This window comes from Echinicola marina, assembly GCF_020463795.1.
Taxonomy (GTDB): Bacteria; Bacteroidota; Bacteroidia; order Cytophagales; family Cyclobacteriaceae; genus Echinicola; species Echinicola marina.
On sequence record NZ_CP080025.1, the window covers coordinates 4,651,188 to 4,674,212 of the forward strand.

A 23,025-nucleotide genomic window follows, 5' to 3' on the forward strand; every position below is an offset into this window, starting at 1 on the left:
TTAGTCAGAATTGTAAATAGACAGACAACACAGAATGAAATTCGGAAAAACAATAAAAATTTTTCTCATTGACGGAGAACCAAACGGACGAATGAGTTGCGAACTATCCAACTGGTCAGGTAAAGCATATAAAATTCCGCGAATAAAAATAAAGGACTGTTCAGACCGTGGCGACTTGACAAGCACAGGAGTTTATTTACTATTTGGGAAAGACGATTCCGGTAAAGATCAAGTATATATTGGTGAAGCTGAATCAATTTTAAAACGACTCAATCAACAGTTGACTTCGAAGGACTTTTGGAACGAAGCAATTGTTTTTATAAGTAAGGACGAGAACCTTAATAAAGCCCACATTAAATATTTGGAAAATCGTTTGCACGACATTGCGAAATCAGCGAATCGTTATACAGTTGACAATTCAATTATTCCGACTCAATCCTCAATTTCAGAATCCGACAGAGCCGAAATGGAAGAGTTTATTGAGTATATAAAAATGCTTGTAAACACACTCGGACATAAAGTATTTGAAGAAAAGCGAGAATTTAAACCAAAACAAAAACAAGAGTCATTTTTCATAAAGGCAGCACGTGGTGCAGACGGGCAAGGCGAACCGACTTCAGACGGTTTTGTAGTTTTCAAAAACTCTAAAGCCGCTGCGACAATCGTAAACTCAATGACACCAAACTTCATTACGTACAGACAAAAATTAATTGACGAAGGAGTGCTTGTTGACAAAGGAGAATACTTTGAGTTTTCAGACGACTATATATTTAGTAGTCCATCGACTGCTGCTGTTATGGTAATGGGTCGTAATGCCAATGGGCTGACAGAGTGGAAAAATAAAGACGGCAAAACACTTAAAGATTTTGAAACGAGCGACAAAACAACGAAGGCATAACACGGCATATAGCTTATGGCGGGTGAACAGCTACCAGCAAGGGTTTCGCTTCGTAGGCAGCTTTGGTTTCGGTGGACAGGAAAGTGCTTCGAAACCGCCACAAGCCATATGCAAACCGTTATGAGCAATCCCCTATATATTAAAAACATTTACTTTCAGGGCTAACGTTTAGAAGAAGAATCAACCACTTTTTGTTTAAATTGTGTAAGCTCTCTGTAAGGCCGGTTTTTAAACTGTTGCTCCCCACTTTGGGGAAGCACGGGCGCAATCCTGGTTGGGATGCTTGCGATCACTTTAGTGGCGGCCCGCCGCGGCGGGACCCCGTTCAGAATATTTTCTTGCCAAAAGCACATCCCCTGAGGGCTTAAATTATTCCGATCATGGAAAAGGAACCTATCATCATGGATGTCGTCAACCCGCAGGCAGCGGGCATTGACGTAGGCAGCCGTTCACATTGGGTGGCTGTGGGGCAGTCCGAAAGGGACGTGCGTGAATTTGGGGTATTCAACCAGGACCTGTTCGCCATGGCGGCTTGGTTGGAGGAGAAAAATATAAGGACAGTGGCCCTTGAGAGTACCGGTACCTACTGGCAGAACCTGTACGCTGTGCTTATGGCAAGGGGATTCCACCTGGTTCTCTGCAACGGCAAATTTACCAAGAACATCAAGGGGAAAAAGACCGACATCAAGGATTGCCAATGGATCCAGAAACTGCATACCCTTGGGCTTTTGACCAGCAGTTTTCTTCCCGATGGCAAAACAGAAGAGCTGAGGACCTATTGCAGGCAGAGGGGCAACCTTCTCCGTTCGGCAGCATCCACCTCCAAGAAGATGCAGAAGAACCTGAGGCTGCTGAACCTGAGGTTGGACGTGGTGGTCAAGGATATTTGCGGCCTGACAGGACTTTTGATCATCCGGTCCATCTGTTCGGGAGAAACCGATCCGAAGAAGCTGGCCTCGCTCAGGCATGGGAACTGCCGGAAAAGCAGCGAAGAGATCGCCAGGGCACTGGAGAGCAATGGAAGGAAGGACTACCTGTTCGCCCTGAAGCAGGAACTTGATACCTATGACCACCTTCAGGGTAAAATCGAAGCATGTGACAGGGAAATAGAGAAGGTACTCGACGAGATCATCAATTCGGATGACAACAAGAGACAGCACCACATCGATGCCAAGCCCTACAAGAGGCTGAACAAAAACACCCCAAAGGACATTGACCTCAACCTGAAGGCCTACCAGATGTTCGAGGGGACCGACCTGATGGCCATTGAAGGGATGAGCTATTCCACGGTTCTTGCCCTGATGAGCGAAGTGGGGATGGAAGGCATCAAGAAGTTCAGTACCGCCAAGCACTTTGCCTCATGGCTCAGGCTGGCCCCGAACAACAAGGTAAGTGGCGGCAAGGTACTCTCAAGCAAAGTACCGAAAGGAAGCAACAGGCTGAAAATCGCATTGCGCAATGCAGCCAATGCCATTGGCAACCTTAAGGATTCCACACCCCTCAGGGATTTTTTCCACAGGATCAACTTCAGGAAGGGAAGGGTGTCAGCGGTAAGTGCCACGGCAAGAAAGCTTGCCGTCATCATCTGGAACATGGTGGTGAAGGGAGTCCCATACACCAACCCGGAAGGCTATCTCTTTTTAGACCAGAAAAGAAAGATGGGGCTTGTCAAGAGGATAAAGAAACAAATCGATAAATTCGGACTTACAAATGAGGATTTGGGGATGGAAACAGTCCCTATTTAACCTTTTTTTATTACGTTAGTCAGAATTAATTTGACTCTAGTTTAGCAAAACCAACTGTCTTACGATAAATATCAGGTGATACCCCTACCTTCTTTTTAAAAAAACGACTGAAATAGAATTCATCGTCATAACCTAAAAAAGCAGCAACTTGTTTCACTGGTTTAGAAGTTAGATAAAGTTCTCGTTTCGCCTCAATAATGATCCTATTTGAAATTAAGGATGAAGTCGTTTGATTGAGATATTTCTTGACGATACCGGCTAAAGTTTTAGGACTTACACATAGTTCATCTGCGTATTCTTGGGGAGAATGGAATTTGCAATAATTACTCTCAATTGCATCGACTAAATTTTGTAAAATTTCTGTTTTTGAATCTGATAATCTGGAAGTTAATTGTTGATCAAATTGTTTCTTATGTCTGACCGCTTCTATTAAAAACACTTTTAAAAATGCCACAAGAACTTCATGCTGAGCGATTGAGTCTTTGTCCATCTCTTTCGAAATTTGATCAATCAAATTAAGAAATAGGCTTTGCTCGTTTACAGTAAAATAGGGTAAACCATGGAAATTATTAAAAAGGATTCCCTCGGTCTCTATTTCGTTTTGATGTCTATATGTACAAAAAAAATCGGGATGAAAATTCAATAAATAACCCTGACACTTTTCTTCAGAACGTATCATGAAAGGTTGATACGGAGCCAAACAAATCATATGATTTCCTTGCAATTCAAAACTTTGAAAATCAACGCTTAGTTCATAGCTAATTCCACATAACAAAACGATAGAATAATAATTTCTTCTTTGTAGATGATCAAACTGGCTTAGATCGTTTAACTCTTCTAATCTAAACGCAAGTTCCCCGTTTTGTTTGTCTATAATTATTTTTGCCATACTAAATTTATGTTTTAGCTCATTCAAATTTTAAAAAAAAGGAGTGCCAAAAGCACTCCTTTCTTAAATCAAATATTTATTTTGAAGCTAGAATGTTAATTTTTTGAATTGCTGAAGCATCAAAGCCTTCCAAAATTACAGGCGCATTCTCCATCAACGCTGCTGCTACTTTCCCTGTCAAATGAGCATCTCTGCCAGCGTCATCTGCAAACGTATCGAAAATGGCATAGGTTTCTTCATTGATTTTAAAAGCATACCATGATAAAGTTGCAGGCTCAGAACTCACCAATGACTTGCCCGCTTGCAAGAAATCCTCCACTGTAGATGTCTTTCCTTCTTTGGCTTTCATAATCACCAACAATCCCTTGTTCTGATTACCCGCTTTATGATTACTTGCTTGAACATCAACAGCCTTAATGTCTCTGCTAGCATCAAAACCTTCTAAAAGATCTCCAGCATTGGCCAATAAGGCTTTTGCCACTTCTCCTTTTAAGTGTGCCTGTCTGCCTTCTTCAGCTTCAAATGTGTCATAAATTCCGAAAGTTTGTTCATCTATTTGAAATGCAAACCAAGATTCAGTTTTTGGTTCTGCATTTACCAATGATAAACCACCTAGAAGAAACTCTTTCACTTCTTGCTCCTTACCTTCTTTCGCTTTCATGATTACTAATAATCCGATTTTTTCATTTTTTGTGTTGTCCATAATATTACTTTTTTTAGATTGAGAAAATGTTTGAATTGTTATCGCTAAAATTAGAACTAGGCTACTTAATTTGATTAAACTTTTAAATTTCATTTTGACTTATTCTTGTTACACTTCAAATGTAGAACTAAATAAGGGGCCTTGGAATGGAGATAAGAGACTTAAGCATGGACAATTTTCCAGTGACAATGAAGAATGTAAAAAAGCTCATAACACTGTATATGAAATCATAGCTCCCATTCGGGCGCTACGCTTCATATACTAAACGTTGAACAAAACCTCCTACGTCGGTAGTTATTTAGCTTTTAATATTTTAACTGATTTTATATCAGTTGTTTACACTAAATTCATTCCATGTTTTATCTTAAATAAATAGCATCATGGAAAAAAAAGCCTTCGTCAACGGATGTATGAGGAAATGCGGGTCAGAAACTATTCCCCCAGAAGCATCAAGACCTATATCAGCTTGGTATCGACAGTCTCCAAACATTTTGGAAAGAGCCCCGATAATAATCCTACTGATTGGCGGAGATAAATCAACTCAACAAAAGGACATTGAAAAGGCGAAAGAAATTTGGAACAAGTTAAAAAAGTAAACAATGGAAACAACAAAATTTGACATAGCGGATTACTTGGACAGCAATGAAATGATTGCCGAATACTTGAATTCCGTTTTGGAAGAAGGCGATAATGATGACATAATTGTTGCTCTCGGACATATTACAAAATCAATTGGAATGACCAAAATTGCCGAAGAAACAGGAATGAGCAAACCAAGTTTGTACAAAGCATTATCAGACGGTGCAAAACCTCAATTTTCGACAATAATGAAAGTATTAAAAGCAGTTGGCGGACAAATAAGAGTAAATCCAATATCTGCGTGAAAATGATAAAAAACGACGCCAAATAACTAAGCATTCTGACGGCCGAAACGGCCAAATCTGCCCACTTTGGCAGACAGGTCTGAATGCAGTGTTGAATGAGTGGTGCTGGGAAAGGGATAATTATGGGGAAAGCTTTTTCCCCTTTTGTATTTTTGGAGGTTTGAGCTTTAAAAATCCGGTACCTGAGCGGCTTTTTTGCCTACTGTTTGGTGGTGTTTAGTTTTTTCTTTGCCTGCTTTGTGGGCTTTGGGGCAGCTTTACGGGCTGTTTTTTTGAGTTTTTGGGCATAGGTTTCCCCATACACCCTTTGGTGTACCGACTGTTGTTTTCTGATTTTGTTCACCCAAAAGACTGGTGGGGCCCTGAGCATTCCCCATGAAAGGGAAGCCTTCAAAATGTCCGAAATAATCGGGGCAGGCATTCCAACTATGTTTTAACCATAATCTTGATGGTCTTAAGAAAATACTTTATTTTTTTTACCTAGATTGCGTTTAAAACACTATACATATAACCAATTCGCAAAAAATAATGTCTGATATATATCATCAAGAAATCAAATCGTATTATGATGAATCTTTAAGAGATTACGAAATAGTTTGGCAAGTAAATAATCCTCGGGGCAAGCCCACGAGGCATTATTGGTCAATCGAATATTTTTAATTGATAATTGGTCTTCAATTTTTTATATCCTTTTTCCAGCCCTTGACTCTTTACATAATTAGCGATCTTTTCCTCTGTTCCATGTTGGCCTACCGTATTGACAAAATATCCCTTACCCCAAAACTCCCCTCCCCAGAGCTGTTTTTTCACCTCTGGGCATTCTTTAAACACCTCTCGTGACACTAAACTCTTTATCGTTCTCACTATTTTGGTTATACTATACGTTGGAACCGATTGGATCAGAAAATGTACATGGTCAGCATCTGTACCGATTTCCAGAAATTTAATCTCATATCTTAGTTCTATCTGTTCACACGTCGATGTCAGAACTTTATCAACCTCTTTACTGAACACTACTCGTCTATATTTTGCTGAGCAAACTATATGGTACAGCAAAACTGATACATTATGACTCTTATGGATATACTTACTTTCTTGCGACATCGAGTCACAAGATAGTAAAACGAGGCTAGCCTCGGGGAATTTGACCCTAAGAGATTAAAACATTCCATGGCATTACACTATGGGTTTTGGGATGAAAATGTCCAATCTCATAGACAGGCTCTATGGAATATGAACTATCAAATAGCTAAAAATGCTCAAATAAAAAAAACAGATATTGTACTCGATGCCGGTTGTGGTGTTGGAGGAACATCTTTTTTTCTTGCAAACAATATAGGCTGTTTTGTAGAGGGCATATCTCTTTCGGAAGCACATATTAAACGTGCTTTGGAATACAAAAAAATACACGACCCCAAGAACTTAGTTAAGTTTACATGTCAAAACTTTTGCAATACATCTTTCCCTGATAATAGTTTTGATGTAATTTTTGGGATTGAAAGTGTAGTACATGCCGAAAATAAAACTGATTTTTTGAAAGAAGCTTTTAGGCTATTAAAACCTGGAGGTAGGCTTTTAATATCTGATTACTTCTTAAGGCAACCTCAAAGTACAGATGAAAGATTAATACTAAAAAAATGGGCGGATTCATGGGCTATAGATGACTTTATATATGAAGACAATTTTTTAATTGAAGTGAAGAAAACTGGTTTTAACCTCTTCTTTTTGAAAGACATTTCAAAAAATGTTTACCCTTCAATTAAATTGATGCATAGATCTTATTATCCTAGGATTTTTATAAGTAGAATTTCAAACTTTTTTGGAAGAAGAACAAATAAGCAATTAGAAAACAGCAAATCTGGTAAGTTTCAATATCAATCTTATAGCAGCAAGGTATGGAAATATAAACACTTTTTAGCTTTTAAGAATTTAAACGAAAACCTTAACACATTTGAAGATTTTGTAAAGACTGACCCTCCTTGTGAATTTTACGTGGATAATGAGAAATTAAGAGAACGCTTTCCTATTCTTTCAAAAAAAGGATTTATTGGTAGAAATATTTTGAAAAGAACCATGCACTATTACCTTGAAAAAGGTATAAAAAACTCACATAAACGATTTTAACTTATTTAATAATCTGATTATCCGCAATGATGCCAGTAACCTTAAATCCTTTGCTTAAGTGGTCGGGAGTTTGAAGACTGAAGACCGAAGGAGTTGATATTTTAATTAAAACGAACATTTCGATTCGCTTTTAACTTTTACTGGTGCAATTGCGGATATACATATTTAATAAACTGATTACAATTAGGTAAAGGGGAATTCCACTCCTAAACCTCTCACTACCTGTCCCGCCATATCGAGAAAACCTTATCCCGCAAGTCTGCGGGACAGGCTGTGAACCTCTATTCGTACGGATGCTACAGGTCGAATCTCATGCCCACCTTTTTTGCGGCCGGACACTCAACCTTTCGTCTCCCCAAGACTTTATACAGGTATCTATGGCAAACATTTCAAATCAATACTTTATGAAAAAAACGTTTTTGATTGTACTATTCGGTTTACTATCCTTATATGTGAAGGGACAAACACCTCAATTATTAAGGATATCAGAAAACAAAAAACATATTGTAAACCAAGACAATGAGCCATTTTTTTGGTTAGGTGGTACAGCTTGGGAAATGATACATCGATTAAATAAGGAAGAAATAGATTTATACCTGACCGACAGAGCATCTAAGGGTTTTACAATTATCCAAACTGTCATTCTTGCCGAGCTTGATGGATTAAATACTCCCAATGCTTATGGTCATAAACCATTAATCGATAACAATCCAGAAAAGATCAATGAAAAATATTTTGAACTGGTGGATTATGTCATAAATAAGGCAAGTGAATTGGGAATGTATATTGGATTACTCCCAAGCTGGGGGGACAAATTTAACCTTAAATGGGGCCCGGGACCAGTTATATTCACACCTGAAAATGCAGAAAAATATGGAGAGCTCTTAGCCAAAAGGTATTTGGATAAAACGAATATAATTTGGGTACTTGGTGGAGACAGAATGCCTGAAAATGATTACCAATATAATATAGTCATGGCTATGGCAAAAGGTATCAGGAAAATTGACAGCTTACACCTAATGACTTATCATCCTGCTGGTGCCTATAAAGCCACCGATTCATTTAATGTGGAATGGCTCGACTTTGATATGTTCCAAAGCGGACATGATCGAAGCGCAAAAGAATATAATTATGTTCTTAAAAGCCATCAAGTAAGCCCACCAAGGCCAGTAATTGAAGCCGAAGCCAGGTATGAAAACATTATGGAGAAATTTTGGGAACCAGGGGAACATGCATGGATGGATGATGCTGATGTAAGATTAACGGCCTACTGGACCATGCTTTCGGGAGCGGCAGGATATACCTATGGCTGTCATGATATTTGGCAAATGTATACTATTGGAGCGGAGCCCATTTCAAAAGCAAGGACAGGTTGGAAAGAAGCATTGCAATTGCCCGGCTCAAGGCAAATGTCGTACATGAAAGAAATCTTAACCTCATTTCCATGGCAGAATATGGTTAACAATCAAACCTTAATTCTAAACGACAATCCTGAAGACCAAGGATATATAGTAAGCGCCATTGGACAGGATAATGATTTTATCATTGCATATACACCAATGGGCAGAGCTATTCAACTATATTTGTCAAAAATACATTCCAACAAAATAAAAGCATTTTGGTACAATCCCCGTTCAGGAGAAAGCGTACTGATAAATACCTATTCCACCACAGAAAAACCCATTTTCAAACCGTGGGCCACTGGTCGGGGAAGCGATTTTCTATTGATAATCCTTGATATCAATTCTGCTATACAAATACCATAAATGACGAATGTAATCAGAGCCAAACTGAATCCTCCCATTCAAAAAGCTTATCACTCTCAATCTTAAGCACTGAAGAAATTTTCAAGGCCAATGCTGATGGTGGGACAAAACCTCCCCTTTCATTGGCATGAATGGTTTGACGCGTAATATAGACTTTTTCAACTGATACAGCTTGCGACATGTCATTTCTTGCCCCTTCCACTTTAGTAAGATTTAAGCGAAAAATTAAAAAACCTCCTGACAATTACTTTTTCTGGCGACTGGAAAGACCCTGCCTTCCAATTCCTGTAGACTTTCCTGAATTAGATTTGAAGGTTTGAAAAAGATGCTCAGCCGACATTGCCGCTTGCGAGCATCTATTCCAATAAATATCAAGCATAAAGCACCGCTAATTCCCTTTACACTTTCAATTTGTTCTTTCAAATTTTACGCACTGAGAAGATGTAAACAGGGTAATTAAGCATAACGTCCTCCCCTTTCCTCGTGGCATTTATACCCAATTCATCAAGACCAATATCCTGCAAGATCATCTTTTCCAATGCTTGAGGATCCGTGGGAAATGAAGCCCGGAGTTGTTCTTCCAGGCTAATCTGCATCATATACTTTTCAGTTTCCATCCGCCTTAGGCTTAGCCTTTCAAACAGTTGGTCAAACTCCGCTACCGCCAAGACCGATACGTGGGAATAATCCCTGATTTTTTCCATCTCATTGTACTTGGTGATTTTATCTTCCGGAACAGAAACATCCACAAGCATGATGAGCCCATTGGGTTTACAGACTCTTTTCATTTCCTTTAGAACTTGCAGCGGATTCAAAAAATGATGAAAGCCAAACCTTGAAATGACCATTGAGAATTGGTTATCTTCATAGGGTAAACTACTGACGTCCCCGATTTCCCAACTGATATTTTGAAGGCCCTCCTTATCCTGTAATCTTTTTGCCTGATCGAGCATTTTCTGGGTTATATCAATACCTGTAACAAAACTGGCGTGTTTTGCAAATTCACATGAAACGATCCCCGAACCACAGGCAATCTCCAATACGGTATCTTCCTGGCTAAGCCCCGATATTTGGATCAATTTCTCCAAAGCATCGCTATGGGACCTTATAGAGGTATATCCTTGTGCCTGCTTTGAAAACTGTTCAACAATATCATTGTTGTGCTGCTTATTATCCATAATTATATCATTTGTTTGATGCAAAGTTAGATTACATCCACCAAGTCTTAATTACTATATTTGGACAATGAATAATGCCTATCAGACAAATATTAAGGTAGATTATGGTTTTGAGATAGATGAGTTACATCCTATCAGGACCTACTCTGAAACTATCCAAAATGCAAAATGTGCGGATTACCATGCCCACCCACGGGCACAAATCATATCTTGTGACAGAGGAATTATGAAAGTAGTAACCGAAAAGCATATTTGGATCGTTAATCCATTGCAGAGTGTTTGGCTTGCCAGCTATGAAGCACATCAAGTCTATTTCCCCAATAATGTAAGTGTTGTTTCCGTATTTATTGATCCATCCAAACTGGGCAATTTACCCAAAGAAAGCTTTGCTTTTGAAAGTTCCATATTTATAAAAAGTCTATTGACAAAGATTATTTCCTTTTCTAACCCCGATAGGTTAACGCCCCAACAAAATAGAATTTTTGAGGTACTCTTGGATGAAATTTCCACTTTAAAGGCCAGCATGTCCTTTCTGCCGACAAGTCGCGACAAAAGGATTAAAAAAGTAACGGATGCTTTGATGAATGACATTTCTAGCGAGAAGACGATGGAATACTATGCCAGTTTATCCTGTGTGAGTCCCAGGACACTTTCACGGCTATTTGTCAAGGAGTTAGGCATGAGTTTTGGTGATTGGAAAATGCGTCTAAAGTTGCTGGAAGCAATAAAGCAGCTTGGTGAGAATAAAACTGTCAAAGATATTGCATATGAGCTAGGCTATAAGAATGCCAGTTCCTTTATTGCAATATTTAAGAAACACTTTGGTAAAACACCCACTAATTATGTCATAGAATAAGTAGTCTGAGGCTATAAAAACAGTAATTGCATAAGCAGCTAATATACAAGCCAATACTTTTTTGTTTGTGGCTAAAAATTCATATGCTTTTCGTAAATTAACCACCAATACATTTTTATCAGTCGATTTCAGTTCAGTGGACCAAAGCTTAGGACAGCTGAGGGACAATTTGTGCCGAAGTGAAATCAATCTAATAAAAACCTTATCCTCCATGAAAGAAGCTCAAGTAACATCAGGCTTAACCATTTCCCTTGATGGCTTTGCTGCTGGCCATAACCAAAGCTTTGAAAAGCCCTTTGGAGATCATTTCGATGCCTCCTTGCTGGATCGTTGGATGTTTTCCGAGCCTGAAAAGCACAAACACAAAAAGGAAATAGAAGGTATCTTGGATGCTGACGCTTTTATCATGGGCAGTAATATGTTTGGTCCCAAAGACAGAAGGGAAAAAACAACATGGAAAGGATGGTGGGGCGATAATCCACCCTATCATGCACCAGTTTTTGTGCTTAGCCATTTTGCCCGTCCATCTATAAAAATGCAAGGCGGTACGGTATTCCATTTTATTACGGATGGCATTGATTCGGCCCTGGAAAAGGCCAAGGAAGCAGCAGGAAGTCAACATGTCAAAATCATGGGAGGAGCAAGCACTGTCAATCAATATTTAGCTGCTGGGCTTATCGATGAATTATGGCTGCATATCGTCCCTGTAACAGTTGGTACGGGCATGCGGCTTTTTGAAGGTGTGCCCAATATCAAGCTCGAAGCAATTGAGCAAAGTGGAAGCAGTGTGGTGACACATATTAAATACAAAGTTTTGAAGTGAAATATTGGGACCATATCAAACAGGCTTACGCATCATGCAAAAGCGCATTGAATCCTTCTTGGGACATCTGTGGTGAAGGCTTCTTTTACAGAACGGTTTGGAACTGACTAGATAAATTTAATAATTATGAAAAAGACCTTATTCATTTTACTTGTTCTCTTATATAGTTGTTCGAATGATAATGATTTAACTGGTCAGTATCATTTAAAAGGAGGTAAAAATATCAGTCTGGATAATGGAAAATGTCTGAAAATAGACCAGACAGAATATGAAATTTGTATGGTATCGGTAAATGATTCAAGATGTCCCATGAATGCAAATTGCGTTTGGCAAGGAAATGCACAAGTGGAATTCCATTTCAAATCGAAAACAGAGAACATACCATTTTCATTAAATACATTCAGCAACCTTCAACAGGACACCACTATTAATGGCCTCCAAATTACTTTGCTGAATGTTTCTCCATACCCTGAAACAAGTGATGGTATCGATCAAGCTGATTATTCTGCTGAAATAATTCTACATAAGGAATAAAAAATCAAATCTGATCATCTACCATACCGCGAAGCATACATCCATTGTTCAAATGATCAGAGGACTGAGTACCAGGTAGACCTGAATTCCAAAGGCTGAAGCAGTTGAGACTTTAATCTTTACCGGTAAAATTTCCGATATACATAAAATATGAATCCATTGAAAACAAAGTAGCTAGTTAAAAAAATGGTAAAGACCAAATGTGAACTCGCTCGAGTAGATTAGCATTTCTCCTTTCCCAGATAATTTAGGACCATGAAAATCCTTGAGCAAAACATTATTTTCCCATTGTACAGATTAGCATTTCTACTCATCCGTCAACCTTAACTATAATAAACCTTGGCATATCACAAAATGCTTATCAACTGCCAACTATTATATAAAACCGCCTAAATTTATCAGGATTATTTTAACTGACCTTAATACCTTTTTGTAATAGAAAACTTTATGATGATAAGCTACATTACCTTTGCCATATCAATATCATTTATATCCTGGCTGTTCGGAATGATTTTTAACAAGATACTCATGGAATCCGGTTACTATCAGAGATACTCCAACCTGAATTTTATCAAAAGCAAAAAACTCAATAAATCCATTGGACTTGCACAATTCAAGTGGATGGTGAAAAACACCTTTTTCAAATTCTTCAATCAAAAAATCCAGCTGAAAAATAAGTCTGTGGATTTATGTGAGATACGGCAAGAAATGACTATTGCGGAAATAAGCCACCTATTTGGATTTATCTTTGTAACTGTTTTTGCCCTATACAAAGCCATATCAGACAGCTACTTATTTGGATTGACCATTATGATGGTGAATGTGTTTTTGAACCTCTACCCTTCCCTTTTACAGCAGGAAAACAAAAGAAGAATAGACAAGCTAATCAAAAGGCAGCATAATACAGAGTGATCAGAAAATCTCTTTTCAAACCAATACAATTATTGCTCATAGCTTGTCAGCTAGGTGGAGATGCCACAGGTTTACCGACTAGTGCAATTACGGATATGAAGATTTTGATTTATCCCTATGATCTCAGACTGTCAAATCATTTTCAGATTTAAGATCGACGGCTTTCTGTAAAATGTGTTCAAATATCGCTGCGGCAATAGCCACCACTGTCGAAATAAAAATGACGATCATTCTCATGGTGATCCCCGGAGGTCTATCTTCGGGATCACCAGAGAAGAGAAAAAAAGCACTCATCACAACTAAACCAATCATCAACATGGCACAAAGCTTTATGCTCCCCAATGCCTTTACGGTTCCTTGCGAAAACACCCTGTCCCTTCTCACTTCCCCCAGCACTCTAAATGCCTGATAAAGGCCTATAAAAAATGGAATAGAAGCTATATAAACATAGGCCAAAAACGGATCTTGAAAATAAATTTCAAAGGCTGTGGCATTTACATTTCTCCCCTCAAAATGGGGACCCCATAGCAAAAACACGAAGGCTAAAATACCTATAAACACAATAATGACCTGGAGAAATATGGTGGAATATCTTTTCATATCATCGACTTTTCTAAATAGTTAAATTTCTATGCATAAAAGTAAATAAATTTATTGATAAACAATAAATTTTTAATGCTAAAAAATATTTAAACATTGTCATTCAACAAACAAAATCTACCATCATTTCAGCAATAATCAGGCTATTGACCAAGAACCATCCTGCTAAGAAGCCTTTGCCTAGATAAAAAGGTACAAAGCTTATTTTAACTATAATATCCTTGAAAAATCCAAAAAATACACAAGAACATTTTTTTCTTAATAAGAAATCCCCAGATTTGTGAGCAAATTATACAAGAGGGATGTTTAAAGCATTTCAAAGGGAAAAATCCATGAGACCAACTATGAAACTGTTTTTGATAACTTGGCCTTAGATTGATCTTTGATAGACATTATTCCGCAAATTAACACCTGCATTTTTTTAAAATGCCCAAGAGGTATTATTAGAATGGACAATACGTAACTTACGACAAAACCACATTATCAAATATTAGATGGGCTGCGCGGAATCGCTGCTTTCATTGTAGTGTTTTTTCACTTGGCCGAACCACTTGCCAGCAGCCGCTTTGACAACATGGTGAACCATGGTTACTTGGCAGTCGATTTTTTCTTTCTACTGTCGGGCTTTGTCATAGGCTATGCCTACGATGACCGGTGGAATAAATTAAGTATTGGGGGATTTTTCCGGCGGCGACTTGAACGGCTACAGCCATTGGTCATCTTGGGCATGACCTTGGGGGCCATTGGATTTTACTTTGCAGATTCCACCATATGGCCTCTGATTCATACAGTTCCCCTGTGGAAATTGCTCTTGGTTATGCTAATCGGTTATACCTTGCTTCCTATCCCCCTTTCGATGGATATAAGAGGCTGGGAAGAAATGCATCCACTCAATAGTGTGGGCTGGTCTTTGTTTTTCGAATATATTGCCAATATTCTTTATGCGTTGGGTTTAAGAAAATTGTCCAATAAAGCCTTGGGATTATTTGTGCTATTGGCTGCCGCAGCACTGACACATTTGGCCGTCAGCAGTCCCAACGGGGACATTGCTGGTGGATGGACTTTGAATTTTGAACATATGCGGATTGGGATCACAAGGACTTTGTTCCCCTTCTTTGCTGGCTTGCTCCTGTCCAGGGTAACACGCCCCATTTATATCAAAAATGCATTTTTGTGGTCCAGCTTATTGCTTATCATCGTTTTGCTGATGCCAAGAATTGGCGGGCCTGAGCAGCTTTGGATGAATGGTCTGTATGAAGCTTTTTGCATTATCATCATCTTTCCACTGATTGTCTATATTGGATCGAGCGGAAGGGTCCATACGCCCAAAGAAGCAAAAATCTGTAAGTTCCTGGGTGATCTTTCCTACCCTTTGTATATGACGCACTATGTTTTGGTCTATTTTTATGTGGCATGGATAAGTAACCAAGACGGGATTTCATTATCAGAGGCTTGGCCAAATGCGCTGCTCACATTTTCAGGTGCCATTGTATTGGCTTATATCAGTCTCAAGTGGTTCGACGAACCTGTACGGGCCTGGCTACGCAGAAAATTCAAATAAGCATTGTGGCTATTTCACAAAAGTCAATAACAATAGATAGCCTTGCTGACAAAGGGATGACATAGATCAACAGCAGCATCCTGTATTAGTCCAGGACATACTGACCTGTCCAGTAGAACAAATAATCCTTTAGACAAACTTAAGAACCAAACCTCCGGCTAAACCGTTTAATCTTATTAAAAGTAAAATAATGTCCATTACAAAAGAAGCTGAATTAATCGGAATGAAGAAAATTAGTGAAGTCGTCGCTACTACACTAAAATTAATGAGGGAATATGCTCAAATAGGGATGTCGACCAAGGAATTGGACGATTATGGTGCGGGACTATTAAAAAACCATGGTGCCAAATCAGCGCCTTATGAAACCTATGGCTTTCCCGGATATTCTTGTATCAGTGTGAATCATGAAGCTGCCCACGGCATCCCTTCCAGAAAAAAAATCCTCAAGGAAGGTGATTTGATCAATATCGATGTTTCTGCCGAATTGAATGGATTTTGGTCCGATAATGGATGTTCATTTATCCTGGGAAAGGATATCAACCATCACCAAAAGCTGGTAGATGCCTCTAAGAATATCTTGCGCAAAGCTATAGCAAATATACGAGGCGGGGTAAAAATAGCAGATATTGGACATTTGATTGAATCAGAGGCCAAGAAATCAGGCTTCAAGGTATTAAAGAATTTGGCCGGCCATGGTGTGGGAAAAAGTTTACATGAGGCACCAGAAGACATCCTTAACTACAGGGTCAAAAGCAATCAAGAACGGTTTAGAAAAAATACTACTGTGGCCATTGAGACCTTTATCTCTACCCAATCCAACCTTGCCGTCGAACTTGATGATGGCTGGACATTGGTGGGTAATAAAGGAGGTTACGTGGCCCAGCATGAACACACCATTTTAATAACGGATCAAAATCCCATCATTTTGACCCAATCAAACGAAATTTGGAATTAAGCATCATATGAAAGTTACCGCCGAACATAATGAACGTATGGCAAAATTGACTTTTGCTTCCGTATATCCACATTACCTTACAAAAATTGAGCGGAAAGGCCGGACAAAGGAAGAATTACATCAGGTAATCAAATGGCTAACGGGTTTTGATGAATCCAAAATCCAAGAATATATTACGGATAAAATTACCTTTGAAACTTTCTTCAATAATGCAAAATTGAACCCCAATGCCTCGCTTATCAAAGGGGTGATCTGCGGCTATCGCATAGAGGAAATAGACAATGCACTTACCCAAAAGGTAAGGTATTTAGACAAGCTAGTAGATGAACTGGCCAAAGGAAGACCCATGGAGAAGATCCTGCGCAAGGGCTGAATTTTCATCCCCCTATCCAGCATCTTAGCTGTTCAGCCACTTACACTCTTGTAACTAATAAAAAGACTGCCTCATAAGTTTGAAATACGTCATCATGTGAAACTAGCATTTTCTCAGCTGTAAAAGAGTTGGATGACGGGAGCTTGACAATTTGATTCACATCAGGGTCAATGGTAGTGAAGTGATCTCATAGTATTCATATCTTACTTTAAGGTAAATTATTTCTCTTCACCAACGCTTCCGTTGCCACTACCATAGTATGGCACAGATTTTTGAGACATTCTCTTCTCTTCATAATTATTACAAGATTATTCCCACACCAATTTTTCCCAACAAATACAGATTATGGTCGATCACCAGTATATCATTTTTCTGACTCAATGCTTGGAGCATCTCCAATAACAAGTCAATATCTGCATAGTGCAAGCCAGTGCTGGGCTCATCCAAAATTAAGAGCTGATCTTGGGTCTTATTTTTTAGCCAATTGAGCAATAATAAACGTTGCTTTTCACCCGAAGAAAGAGATTTAACGCTTTGGTCCAAGCTCAAATGAGTCAAGCCAATCGCTTCCAGTTGATCGATAAAGGACAAACTGGCTCCAGTGATTTGTAGGTCGTTATGCCAGGCTTGCAATTCCCGAATGGAAAGGGCCAAGACTTCGGCAATAGTGTGTCCCCCAACACGGTATTCCAATATATGGGCTTGGTACCGTTGCCCGTGGCACAGATCGCATTTTTCGATATGGTTAGCCGCTATATCAAGGCTGGTAGAGAGGTAGCCACTCCCCTTGCAATGGGGACATTGACTGGCTTTATTTTTATAGGAAAAATCTTTGGCCTTCAATCCAGTGGCTTTGGCAAAACCCTTTGAGATATCCTTTAACAGGTCTAAATAATCCACAAGTAAGGTGGAATGATAGGCTTGCAGTTTTTTAGGTTCAAAATACTGAGCGCCACTGTATTTTTTGGGCAAGGAAATGGCCACACAATTGACAGGACGAGCTTGCCGAATACTCGGCATGATAATGTCTTTGACCAAGGTCGTCTTCCCTATTCCTGATTTGCCTGTGATGGCTGTAATTCCTCCCACTGGTACTTCCAAGGCTTCCCTGACCAAGGTATGCCGGGCCAATTTTTTCAATAAAATGCTGGCCTGACCTGCTTTCAAATTCACCTTTTTAGTCGCTTCCTTTAAAAAAGGATGGGCATCCGCTGTTTGCAAAAAAGCTTTAGGACTTCCCTGAAAGGTGAGATAACCTCCATCCTTACCAGCCTTGGGACCGATCTCCAGCAGTTGGTGGGCGGCCATCATAATTTCTTTATTATGCTCTATGACAATCACCGTGTTACCCTTGTCCACCAATTCCTTCAATAGCTGCAACAGGTCAGGAATATTGTCCGCTGACAATCCCGCAGAAGGTTCATCCAATAAATAAGTAATGCCCTTAAGGGGACTGTTTAGCTGCTTGATCAGGGCTACCCTTTGCTGTTCTCCTCCACTCAGGGTAGAAGATTTTCGGTTAAGGTGGAGGTGATCGATATGCAGCTGTTTGGCTCGCTTAAGGGTATTGGCCAAATGCAGACTAAGGCTCTTCATCAGCTGTTGGTCAATGACTTCAGTAGCTCTAGTATTATTTAACCATTGGTCAAGGCCTTTAAAATCCATGGATTTGAGCCCATGAATGGATTGTCCACCAATCAAGACCTCCAGCTGTTCGGGTTTTAAACCACTTCCTAGGCAGTGACTGCATTTTTCATAAGAAAGTAGTGTTTTGACTGGTTGATATTTATTCTTTCGGGTCAAGAAATGTTCATCTATGAGGTACTGGAACAAGCCCTTCCATTGCATCTTTACCTGTTGGATCCCTTGCCTGGTTTTGGTTTTAAATTTCCAAGTAGCCTCCCAAGTTTTATCCGCAATCCCCTTAAACACTAGTTCCTTCTGAACCAAAGTCAAGTCCTTATATGGTGTGTTCAGGTCAAAGCCATACACCTTGCCCACTTCTTCCAAAATGGCCATATATTGCCCACTGGCCTGTCCATAATAGAAAAGCGCTTTGTTATGTTCAAAGAGCCCTTCAGCGATGCTTTTGTTTTCATCCAGGACTATTTTCCCAATATCTGGTAGGAGTTCTTGCCCCAGTCCATCACAGACTACACATTTTCCCAGGTCATGGTTACTGGAAAAGTGGCTGGCTGACCAGTCCAGACCGGTGTATTGGGCCTTTCTGGAAAATGCAAAGCGCAGGGTTTTATCAAAATCCGTTTGCTGGGCAATATCGGAACGTGCCGAAAAATTCTTCTCCTTACGGCTAATACAAATACTTGGCGTAAGGCCCTTGATATCATCCACATCCAATTGAAAATTCACCCCTACCCTGGATTGCTGATAGCTGGTAAACTGTTTGGTCATTTCCTGCAATGCATAAGCATGCAGGGTATCCATGACCAGGGAAGACTTCCCCGAACCGGATATTCCCGTTACCACAGTCAATTGACCCTTGGTCAGTTCCAGATTAATATCTTTCAGGGCATGGGTTCGGGCTCCTTTGATGTCAATGATATCCTGCCGCTCTGCTACGGGCAGCTTGGCTTTCTCCACTTGCGGAGACAAAGCATTATCCACAAAGCTGTCGGCCTCAGATCGGAAAAGCGGATGGTTTTCAAAGCAGACAATCCCTGCCGTTTGCTTTTTCAATTGGTTCAGGGCATGCATCAATTGCTGTACATTCTGATAATGAAGCCCGATACTAGGCTCCTCCAAGATCAGGATGGTCTTTTTGGAAGGCTTAGCAAAGTGCTTGGTCAATTTGATACGCTGAGCCTCTCCACCTGAAAGCGTGTTGGAAGGCTGGCCCAATTTGATATAGCCCAAGCCCAATTGGTTCATTAAGCCCAATATTTCTGTCAGTTTCTTTTCTCCTGCAAAAAACCGTTCCGCCTCTTGTATACTTAAATCATACATCTCGGCAATGTTCTTCTGTTTCCAATACACTTTCAGTACTTCGGGCTTAAAGCGCTTGCCATTACAGACAGGACAAACCTGATTGATATTCCCCATCAGGCTCATGGACAAGGTAATCACACCTGCCCCTTCACAGTTAGGACAACGGCCAGTTTTATTATTAAAGGAAAAAGCACCCTTGTCCAATTTCAAGGTTTTAGCTTCTGGTGTTTTGGCCAGCAAATCCCTGATCTTATCGGCAAGGCCTGTATAAGTAGAAGGATTGCTTCGCGGCGTTTTTCCGATTGGCTGATCGGTTACCGTAAGTATATTCAAGCCTTGCTGTTTGCAAAAATCAGTCAACCGATTGAGCAAGTCGTTCGTTTTTCTACTGATCACAGACAAGGTTTGAGCCTTAGGCTGAAAATCCGCTGCTTTTTCAAAACGGGGCTGCTTGGTAGACAGATCCGCACATGATTGAATAGCGGTCAAAGTTGGGCTGTACAGCGCTGATGCGTCTAAAAAGGATTGGATGGGACCATTGAAAACCACTTCTCCCCCTTCTGTGCCGGCTTTAGGCCCTAATTCAATCAGCCAATCGGCCGATTGTATAAAATTCAGATCATGCTCCACCACCATTACCGTATTGCCACGCTGAATCAATCGATCAAAAATATAGCGAAGATGCTGCTGATAAGCTGATGAAAGGCCGATGGAAGGTTCATCAAAGACATATAGGATCCCTTGCAAGCTACTGTTGACCTGCTTGATCAGTTTGATGCGCTGCGCATCACCAGAAGAGATCTCCATGCTGGAGGTACTCAAGGAATAATGGTTCATGCCCAGTCGAATCAGATCATGAAGTTGGGTCCACAGCTTATCGACCAACACCTTTTCACCACCGGAAAGTGTTTCCATCAGGAGGCGATCGTACAAATGCCCCAAGGGAAGCTCCATCCATTCCTGAAAGTTCAGTCCCTTCCACCGGTACTTCAAGTGTTCAGCTTTAATCCTTGCTCCCTGACAGCTAGGGCAGACTTTTGAACTCACAAAGCGTAAAATACTGACATTCCTATCCAGTCGCAGAATATCAGACATGATCGGGATGATGCCTTTGTAATAGCCCTCTTCTCGCGGCTTGGCCTTGAAACCTTCCCATCTCAAGCGAGACTCCAGGCTATGCTTGCCATAAAAAACCTTGATGCGATTACTTCCATAAAGAATCACCTCTTGCTGTTCAGCGCTGAGTTCCTTCCAGGGTATATCTACCGAAAAACCATGCGCCTCACAGACCTTGTTCAATTCCTCCACCGTCACTTGGGAATAAACTATATAGCCGTGGGGCAAAGTAGTAGTAATGACACCTTCCCGCAGGGTCTTATTTTCATCTCCTACAAGTTTATTAATATCGATGTATTCTGCTTCTCCCATTCCCCGGCAATTCTCGCAAGCTCCCTTGGGATGGTTAAATGAAAATAGCGACTTGCTCATGGACTCCTCTCCCGCATACCGGGCAAATATCACCCGGAAGATCGGAGCCAAATCTGAAAGAGTCCCAAAGGTGGCATTGATGGACTGAAAACGCTTGGACTGCTCCACCTTAATTACAGGAGGCAGTTCCGTAATTTCATCCACCTCCGCCGTAGGGATGCGTTGGGCGTTTTGTTGGTTATAGGCTGGGAGACTTTCCAAAAAATACCGATAGCCCTCATTGGCCATCACTCCCATGGCCAGTGAGGATTTTCCCGAACCGGATAGGCCAGTGACCACAATCAATTGGTTTTCAGAAACAGTTAATGCAATGTTTTTAAGGTTGTTTTGGTGGGCGTTTATGATCCGCATAGAAAGGACTCGTTTTCGTTTTTTGGAAGGTCAAAGATAAAAAGAATCTTAGCGTCCCAATAATGCCCGTAAACCAAATAGCCATATGCCTAATATATAAACCATTGATATAAGTCCCCTGTATTAACCACGACTCAAGGAACAGATGCCTTTATCCTATAATCAACACGGCTTAAACACGGGATAAACACGGCTTAAGCAGGGGTTAAACACAGGTTAAAAATGTTACATCCAATGCCTTTTGAAGCTCACGGGAAAGCTATCAGACATTTTCAGGTTCGGTGGCTTCACTGGAAGTATTAGTGTAACTGAAGGTGTGCGAATTGATTTTCAAGAAAAGAAACTTAATAATATTGATCCTAATTAATGAACTATTTCTCCTTAAAAATGCTTTGATCAATTAAGGATTATTCTTGAAGGATCATTAAAACACATCAAACAGCATCCAAAGACCTTTGACGTTCTACGAGAGATACTTAATGGTCCTGAAGTCCATAAATTATCTTCAATACCAGAAAACAGCATAAATTCATAAAACAAAAATTCAATCATGAAAATAGGCATAACAGGAGCTACAGGCCAATTGGGCCAATTAGTTGTTCAAGAATTAAAAGAATTGCTGGGGAAAGAAAACATCGTCGCCTTAGTGCGCAGCCCAGAAAAAGCCGCAGCACTACAAGTAGAAGCCCGTCCTTTCGATTTTGACAAGCCTGAGAATTTGGCAGCACAGTTAAAGGGGATCGATCGGTTATTGTTGATCTCTGGGAGTGAAATTGGGCAGCGAAAACGACAGCATGCCAATGTTATTGAAGCAGCAAAGACTGGGGGCATTAAATGGATTGTTTACACCAGTCTTTTACATGTCGATACAAGCAGTATCAACCTAGCCGGAGAACATCAGGCGACTGAAAAACTATTGAAGGAATCTGGTATCGAGCATACCCTGCTTAGAAATGGATGGTATACCGAAAATTATACTTCTTCAATTGAAGGAGCCTTAGGAGCAGGTACACTGATTGGTAGTGCGGGAGCGGGAAAAATTTCATCAGCTGCAAGAAAAGATTATGCACTTGCTGCGGCGACCGTAATAGCTGACGAAAAATACAAGGGAAAAATATTTGAACTGGCAGGGGACAATGCCTATACCTTAAGCGATATGGCGGCTGAAATCTCGAAGCAATCAGGTAAAGAAATTCCTTATAAAAACCTACCTGAGACCGAATACGCTGCAATCCTTGAAAGTTTTAATATTCCAAAAGCTGTTGCAAGCGCAATTGCAAGTTGGGATATTAGTACATCAAAAGATGATTTGTTTGATGATTCCAAAACACTTTCCAAGTTGATTGGCCGACCTACTACCCCTTTATCCGAAACGGTTAAATCTGTCCTAAAATAAGCAAGTCTCTACAGCTTAGGTCCTGCGGACTGCTTAAGCTGTA

At 40.1% G+C, this 23,025-nt stretch carries 22 protein-coding genes; 14 read left to right on the forward strand and 8 right to left on the reverse strand.

Annotated elements, in window-relative coordinates; all coding sequences use genetic code 11:
- Positions 1-34: 34 nt before the first annotated feature.
- Both KZP23_RS18890 and KZP23_RS18895 read left to right on the forward strand, forming a co-directional pair.
- The gene (locus tag KZP23_RS18890) at positions 35-898 is read left to right on the forward strand and encodes a GIY-YIG nuclease family protein (protein ID WP_226333330.1); all 864 of its coding nucleotides are present in this window, start codon (positions 35-37) and stop codon (positions 896-898) included.
- A 380-nt stretch (positions 899-1,278) separates the two neighbouring features.
- On the forward strand, positions 1,279-2,643 hold the full coding sequence (locus KZP23_RS18895; RefSeq protein ID WP_226333331.1) for an IS110 family RNA-guided transposase: 1,365 nt from the start codon (positions 1,279-1,281) through the stop codon (positions 2,641-2,643).
- Between the two features lie 25 nt (positions 2,644-2,668).
- Here KZP23_RS18895 and KZP23_RS18900 read toward each other — a convergent pair whose 3' ends face one another.
- Positions 2,669-3,532 carry a helix-turn-helix domain-containing protein gene (locus KZP23_RS18900; protein WP_226333332.1) on the reverse strand — a complete coding sequence of 288 codons (864 nt, stop codon included), beginning with the start codon at positions 3,530-3,532 and terminating at the stop codon, positions 2,669-2,671.
- 76 nt (positions 3,533-3,608) lie between these two features.
- Positions 3,609-4,328, reverse strand: coding sequence for a putative quinol monooxygenase (locus KZP23_RS18905; RefSeq protein ID WP_226333333.1), 720 nt, complete (start codon positions 4,326-4,328; stop codon positions 3,609-3,611).
- A 325-nt stretch (positions 4,329-4,653) separates the two neighbouring features.
- On the opposite strand from KZP23_RS18905, the gene KZP23_RS23185 reads away from it, so the two are divergent.
- Complete coding sequence (locus KZP23_RS23185; RefSeq protein ID WP_394370987.1) at positions 4,654-4,770, forward strand: hypothetical protein; 117 nt, start codon at positions 4,654-4,656, stop codon at positions 4,768-4,770.
- Positions 4,771-4,834: 64 nt separating this feature from the next.
- Complete coding sequence (locus KZP23_RS18915) at positions 4,835-5,119, forward strand: addiction module antidote protein (protein ID WP_226333335.1); 285 nt, start codon at positions 4,835-4,837, stop codon at positions 5,117-5,119.
- 199 nt (positions 5,120-5,318) lie between these two features.
- Here KZP23_RS18915 and KZP23_RS18920 read toward each other — a convergent pair whose 3' ends face one another.
- Both KZP23_RS18920 and tnpA read right to left on the reverse strand, forming a co-directional pair.
- Positions 5,319-5,540 carry a hypothetical protein gene (locus tag KZP23_RS18920; protein ID WP_226333336.1) on the reverse strand — a complete coding sequence of 74 codons (222 nt, stop codon included), beginning with the start codon at positions 5,538-5,540 and terminating at the stop codon, positions 5,319-5,321.
- Between the two features lie 221 nt (positions 5,541-5,761).
- On the reverse strand, positions 5,762-6,223 hold the full coding sequence (gene tnpA, locus KZP23_RS18925) for an IS200/IS605 family transposase (RefSeq protein ID WP_226332430.1): 462 nt from the start codon (positions 6,221-6,223) through the stop codon (positions 5,762-5,764).
- A 66-nt stretch (positions 6,224-6,289) separates the two neighbouring features.
- On the opposite strand from tnpA, the gene KZP23_RS18930 reads away from it, so the two are divergent.
- Positions 6,290-7,243 (forward strand): methyltransferase domain-containing protein, encoded by a 954-nt coding sequence (locus KZP23_RS18930; protein WP_226333337.1) that lies wholly within the window; start codon positions 6,290-6,292, stop codon positions 7,241-7,243.
- 404 nt (positions 7,244-7,647) lie between these two features.
- Positions 7,648-9,009 (forward strand): glycoside hydrolase family 140 protein, encoded by a 1,362-nt coding sequence (locus KZP23_RS18935; protein WP_226333338.1) that lies wholly within the window; start codon positions 7,648-7,650, stop codon positions 9,007-9,009.
- 13 nt (positions 9,010-9,022) lie between these two features.
- Here KZP23_RS18935 and KZP23_RS18940 read toward each other — a convergent pair whose 3' ends face one another.
- Positions 9,023-9,190, reverse strand: coding sequence for a helix-turn-helix transcriptional regulator (locus tag KZP23_RS18940; RefSeq protein ID WP_226333339.1), 168 nt, complete (start codon positions 9,188-9,190; stop codon positions 9,023-9,025).
- 238 nt (positions 9,191-9,428) lie between these two features.
- Positions 9,429-10,187: a class I SAM-dependent methyltransferase gene (locus KZP23_RS18945; RefSeq protein ID WP_226333340.1), complete on the reverse strand. Its 759-nt coding sequence runs from the start codon at positions 10,185-10,187 to the stop codon at positions 9,429-9,431.
- Positions 10,188-10,254: 67 nt separating this feature from the next.
- Between KZP23_RS18945 and KZP23_RS18950 the strand changes: the two genes are divergently transcribed.
- The 4 genes from KZP23_RS18950 to KZP23_RS18965 all read left to right on the forward strand — a co-directional run bounded on the left by KZP23_RS18950 (position 10,255) and on the right by KZP23_RS18965 (position 13,312).
- Positions 10,255-11,043 (forward strand): AraC family transcriptional regulator, encoded by a 789-nt coding sequence (locus KZP23_RS18950; RefSeq protein WP_226333341.1) that lies wholly within the window; start codon positions 10,255-10,257, stop codon positions 11,041-11,043.
- A gap of 211 nt (positions 11,044-11,254) precedes the next feature.
- Positions 11,255-11,866, forward strand: coding sequence for a dihydrofolate reductase family protein (locus KZP23_RS18955; protein ID WP_226333342.1), 612 nt, complete (start codon positions 11,255-11,257; stop codon positions 11,864-11,866).
- A 126-nt stretch (positions 11,867-11,992) separates the two neighbouring features.
- Positions 11,993-12,400 carry a hypothetical protein gene (locus KZP23_RS18960; RefSeq protein ID WP_226333343.1) on the forward strand — a complete coding sequence of 136 codons (408 nt, stop codon included), beginning with the start codon at positions 11,993-11,995 and terminating at the stop codon, positions 12,398-12,400.
- 528 nt (positions 12,401-12,928) lie between these two features.
- Complete coding sequence (locus tag KZP23_RS18965; RefSeq protein WP_226333344.1) at positions 12,929-13,312, forward strand: glycosyl-4,4'-diaponeurosporenoate acyltransferase CrtO family protein; 384 nt, start codon at positions 12,929-12,931, stop codon at positions 13,310-13,312.
- Between the two features lie 123 nt (positions 13,313-13,435).
- On the opposite strand, the gene KZP23_RS18970 is transcribed toward KZP23_RS18965, so the two are convergent.
- Positions 13,436-13,912: a DUF2975 domain-containing protein gene (locus tag KZP23_RS18970; RefSeq protein WP_226333345.1), complete on the reverse strand. Its 477-nt coding sequence runs from the start codon at positions 13,910-13,912 to the stop codon at positions 13,436-13,438.
- A 499-nt stretch (positions 13,913-14,411) separates the two neighbouring features.
- Between KZP23_RS18970 and KZP23_RS18975 the strand changes: the two genes are divergently transcribed.
- The 3 genes from KZP23_RS18975 (at position 14,412) to KZP23_RS18985 (ending at position 16,801) form a co-directional block, all read left to right on the forward strand.
- Positions 14,412-15,473 (forward strand): acyltransferase family protein, encoded by a 1,062-nt coding sequence (locus tag KZP23_RS18975; protein ID WP_226336550.1) that lies wholly within the window; start codon positions 14,412-14,414, stop codon positions 15,471-15,473.
- Positions 15,474-15,663: 190 nt separating this feature from the next.
- The gene (gene map, locus KZP23_RS18980; protein ID WP_226333346.1) at positions 15,664-16,428 is read left to right on the forward strand and encodes a type I methionyl aminopeptidase; all 765 of its coding nucleotides are present in this window, start codon (positions 15,664-15,666) and stop codon (positions 16,426-16,428) included.
- A gap of 7 nt (positions 16,429-16,435) precedes the next feature.
- A complete protein-coding gene (locus KZP23_RS18985; RefSeq protein WP_226333347.1) occupies positions 16,436-16,801 on the forward strand; it encodes a DUF2200 domain-containing protein in 366 nt (121 codons plus the stop codon).
- Between the two features lie 300 nt (positions 16,802-17,101).
- On the opposite strand, the gene KZP23_RS18990 is transcribed toward KZP23_RS18985, so the two are convergent.
- Complete coding sequence (locus tag KZP23_RS18990; RefSeq protein WP_226333348.1) at positions 17,102-21,586, reverse strand: ATP-binding cassette domain-containing protein; 4,485 nt, start codon at positions 21,584-21,586, stop codon at positions 17,102-17,104.
- Between the two features lie 550 nt (positions 21,587-22,136).
- On the opposite strand from KZP23_RS18990, the gene KZP23_RS18995 reads away from it, so the two are divergent.
- On the forward strand, positions 22,137-22,982 hold the full coding sequence (locus KZP23_RS18995) for an SDR family oxidoreductase (protein WP_226333349.1): 846 nt from the start codon (positions 22,137-22,139) through the stop codon (positions 22,980-22,982).
- Positions 22,983-23,025: the final 43 nt, after the last annotated feature.

What these genes read in the sequence shown, in the direction of transcription:
- KZP23_RS18890 (WP_226333330.1), top strand. Translation starts at nt 35, where the DNA reads ATGAAATTCGGAAAAACAATAAAAATTTTTCTCATTGACGGAGAACCA.
- KZP23_RS18895 (WP_226333331.1), top strand. Translation starts at nt 1,279, where the DNA reads ATGGAAAAGGAACCTATCATCATGGATGTCGTCAACCCGCAGGCAGCG.
- KZP23_RS18900 (WP_226333332.1), bottom strand. Translation starts at nt 3,532, where the DNA reads ATGGCAAAAATAATTATAGACAAACAAAACGGGGAACTTGCGTTTAGA.
- KZP23_RS18905 (WP_226333333.1), bottom strand. Translation starts at nt 4,328, where the DNA reads ATGAAATTTAAAAGTTTAATCAAATTAAGTAGCCTAGTTCTAATTTTA.
- KZP23_RS23185 (WP_394370987.1), top strand. Translation starts at nt 4,654, where the DNA reads ATGCGGGTCAGAAACTATTCCCCCAGAAGCATCAAGACCTATATCAGC.
- KZP23_RS18915 (WP_226333335.1), top strand. Translation starts at nt 4,835, where the DNA reads ATGGAAACAACAAAATTTGACATAGCGGATTACTTGGACAGCAATGAA.
- KZP23_RS18920 (WP_226333336.1), bottom strand. Translation starts at nt 5,540, where the DNA reads ATGCCTGCCCCGATTATTTCGGACATTTTGAAGGCTTCCCTTTCATGG.
- tnpA (WP_226332430.1), bottom strand. Translation starts at nt 6,223, where the DNA reads ATGTCGCAAGAAAGTAAGTATATCCATAAGAGTCATAATGTATCAGTT.
- KZP23_RS18930 (WP_226333337.1), top strand. Translation starts at nt 6,290, where the DNA reads ATGGCATTACACTATGGGTTTTGGGATGAAAATGTCCAATCTCATAGA.
- KZP23_RS18935 (WP_226333338.1), top strand. Translation starts at nt 7,648, where the DNA reads ATGAAAAAAACGTTTTTGATTGTACTATTCGGTTTACTATCCTTATAT.
- KZP23_RS18940 (WP_226333339.1), bottom strand. Translation starts at nt 9,190, where the DNA reads ATGTCGCAAGCTGTATCAGTTGAAAAAGTCTATATTACGCGTCAAACC.
- KZP23_RS18945 (WP_226333340.1), bottom strand. Translation starts at nt 10,187, where the DNA reads ATGGATAATAAGCAGCACAACAATGATATTGTTGAACAGTTTTCAAAG.
- KZP23_RS18950 (WP_226333341.1), top strand. Translation starts at nt 10,255, where the DNA reads ATGAATAATGCCTATCAGACAAATATTAAGGTAGATTATGGTTTTGAG.
- KZP23_RS18955 (WP_226333342.1), top strand. Translation starts at nt 11,255, where the DNA reads ATGAAAGAAGCTCAAGTAACATCAGGCTTAACCATTTCCCTTGATGGC.
- KZP23_RS18960 (WP_226333343.1), top strand. Translation starts at nt 11,993, where the DNA reads ATGAAAAAGACCTTATTCATTTTACTTGTTCTCTTATATAGTTGTTCG.
- KZP23_RS18965 (WP_226333344.1), top strand. Translation starts at nt 12,929, where the DNA reads ATGGAATCCGGTTACTATCAGAGATACTCCAACCTGAATTTTATCAAA.
- KZP23_RS18970 (WP_226333345.1), bottom strand. Translation starts at nt 13,912, where the DNA reads ATGAAAAGATATTCCACCATATTTCTCCAGGTCATTATTGTGTTTATA.
- map (WP_226333346.1), top strand. Translation starts at nt 15,664, where the DNA reads ATGTCCATTACAAAAGAAGCTGAATTAATCGGAATGAAGAAAATTAGT.
- KZP23_RS18985 (WP_226333347.1), top strand. Translation starts at nt 16,436, where the DNA reads ATGAAAGTTACCGCCGAACATAATGAACGTATGGCAAAATTGACTTTT.
- KZP23_RS18990 (WP_226333348.1), bottom strand. Translation starts at nt 21,586, where the DNA reads ATGCGGATCATAAACGCCCACCAAAACAACCTTAAAAACATTGCATTA.
- KZP23_RS18995 (WP_226333349.1), top strand. Translation starts at nt 22,137, where the DNA reads ATGAAAATAGGCATAACAGGAGCTACAGGCCAATTGGGCCAATTAGTT.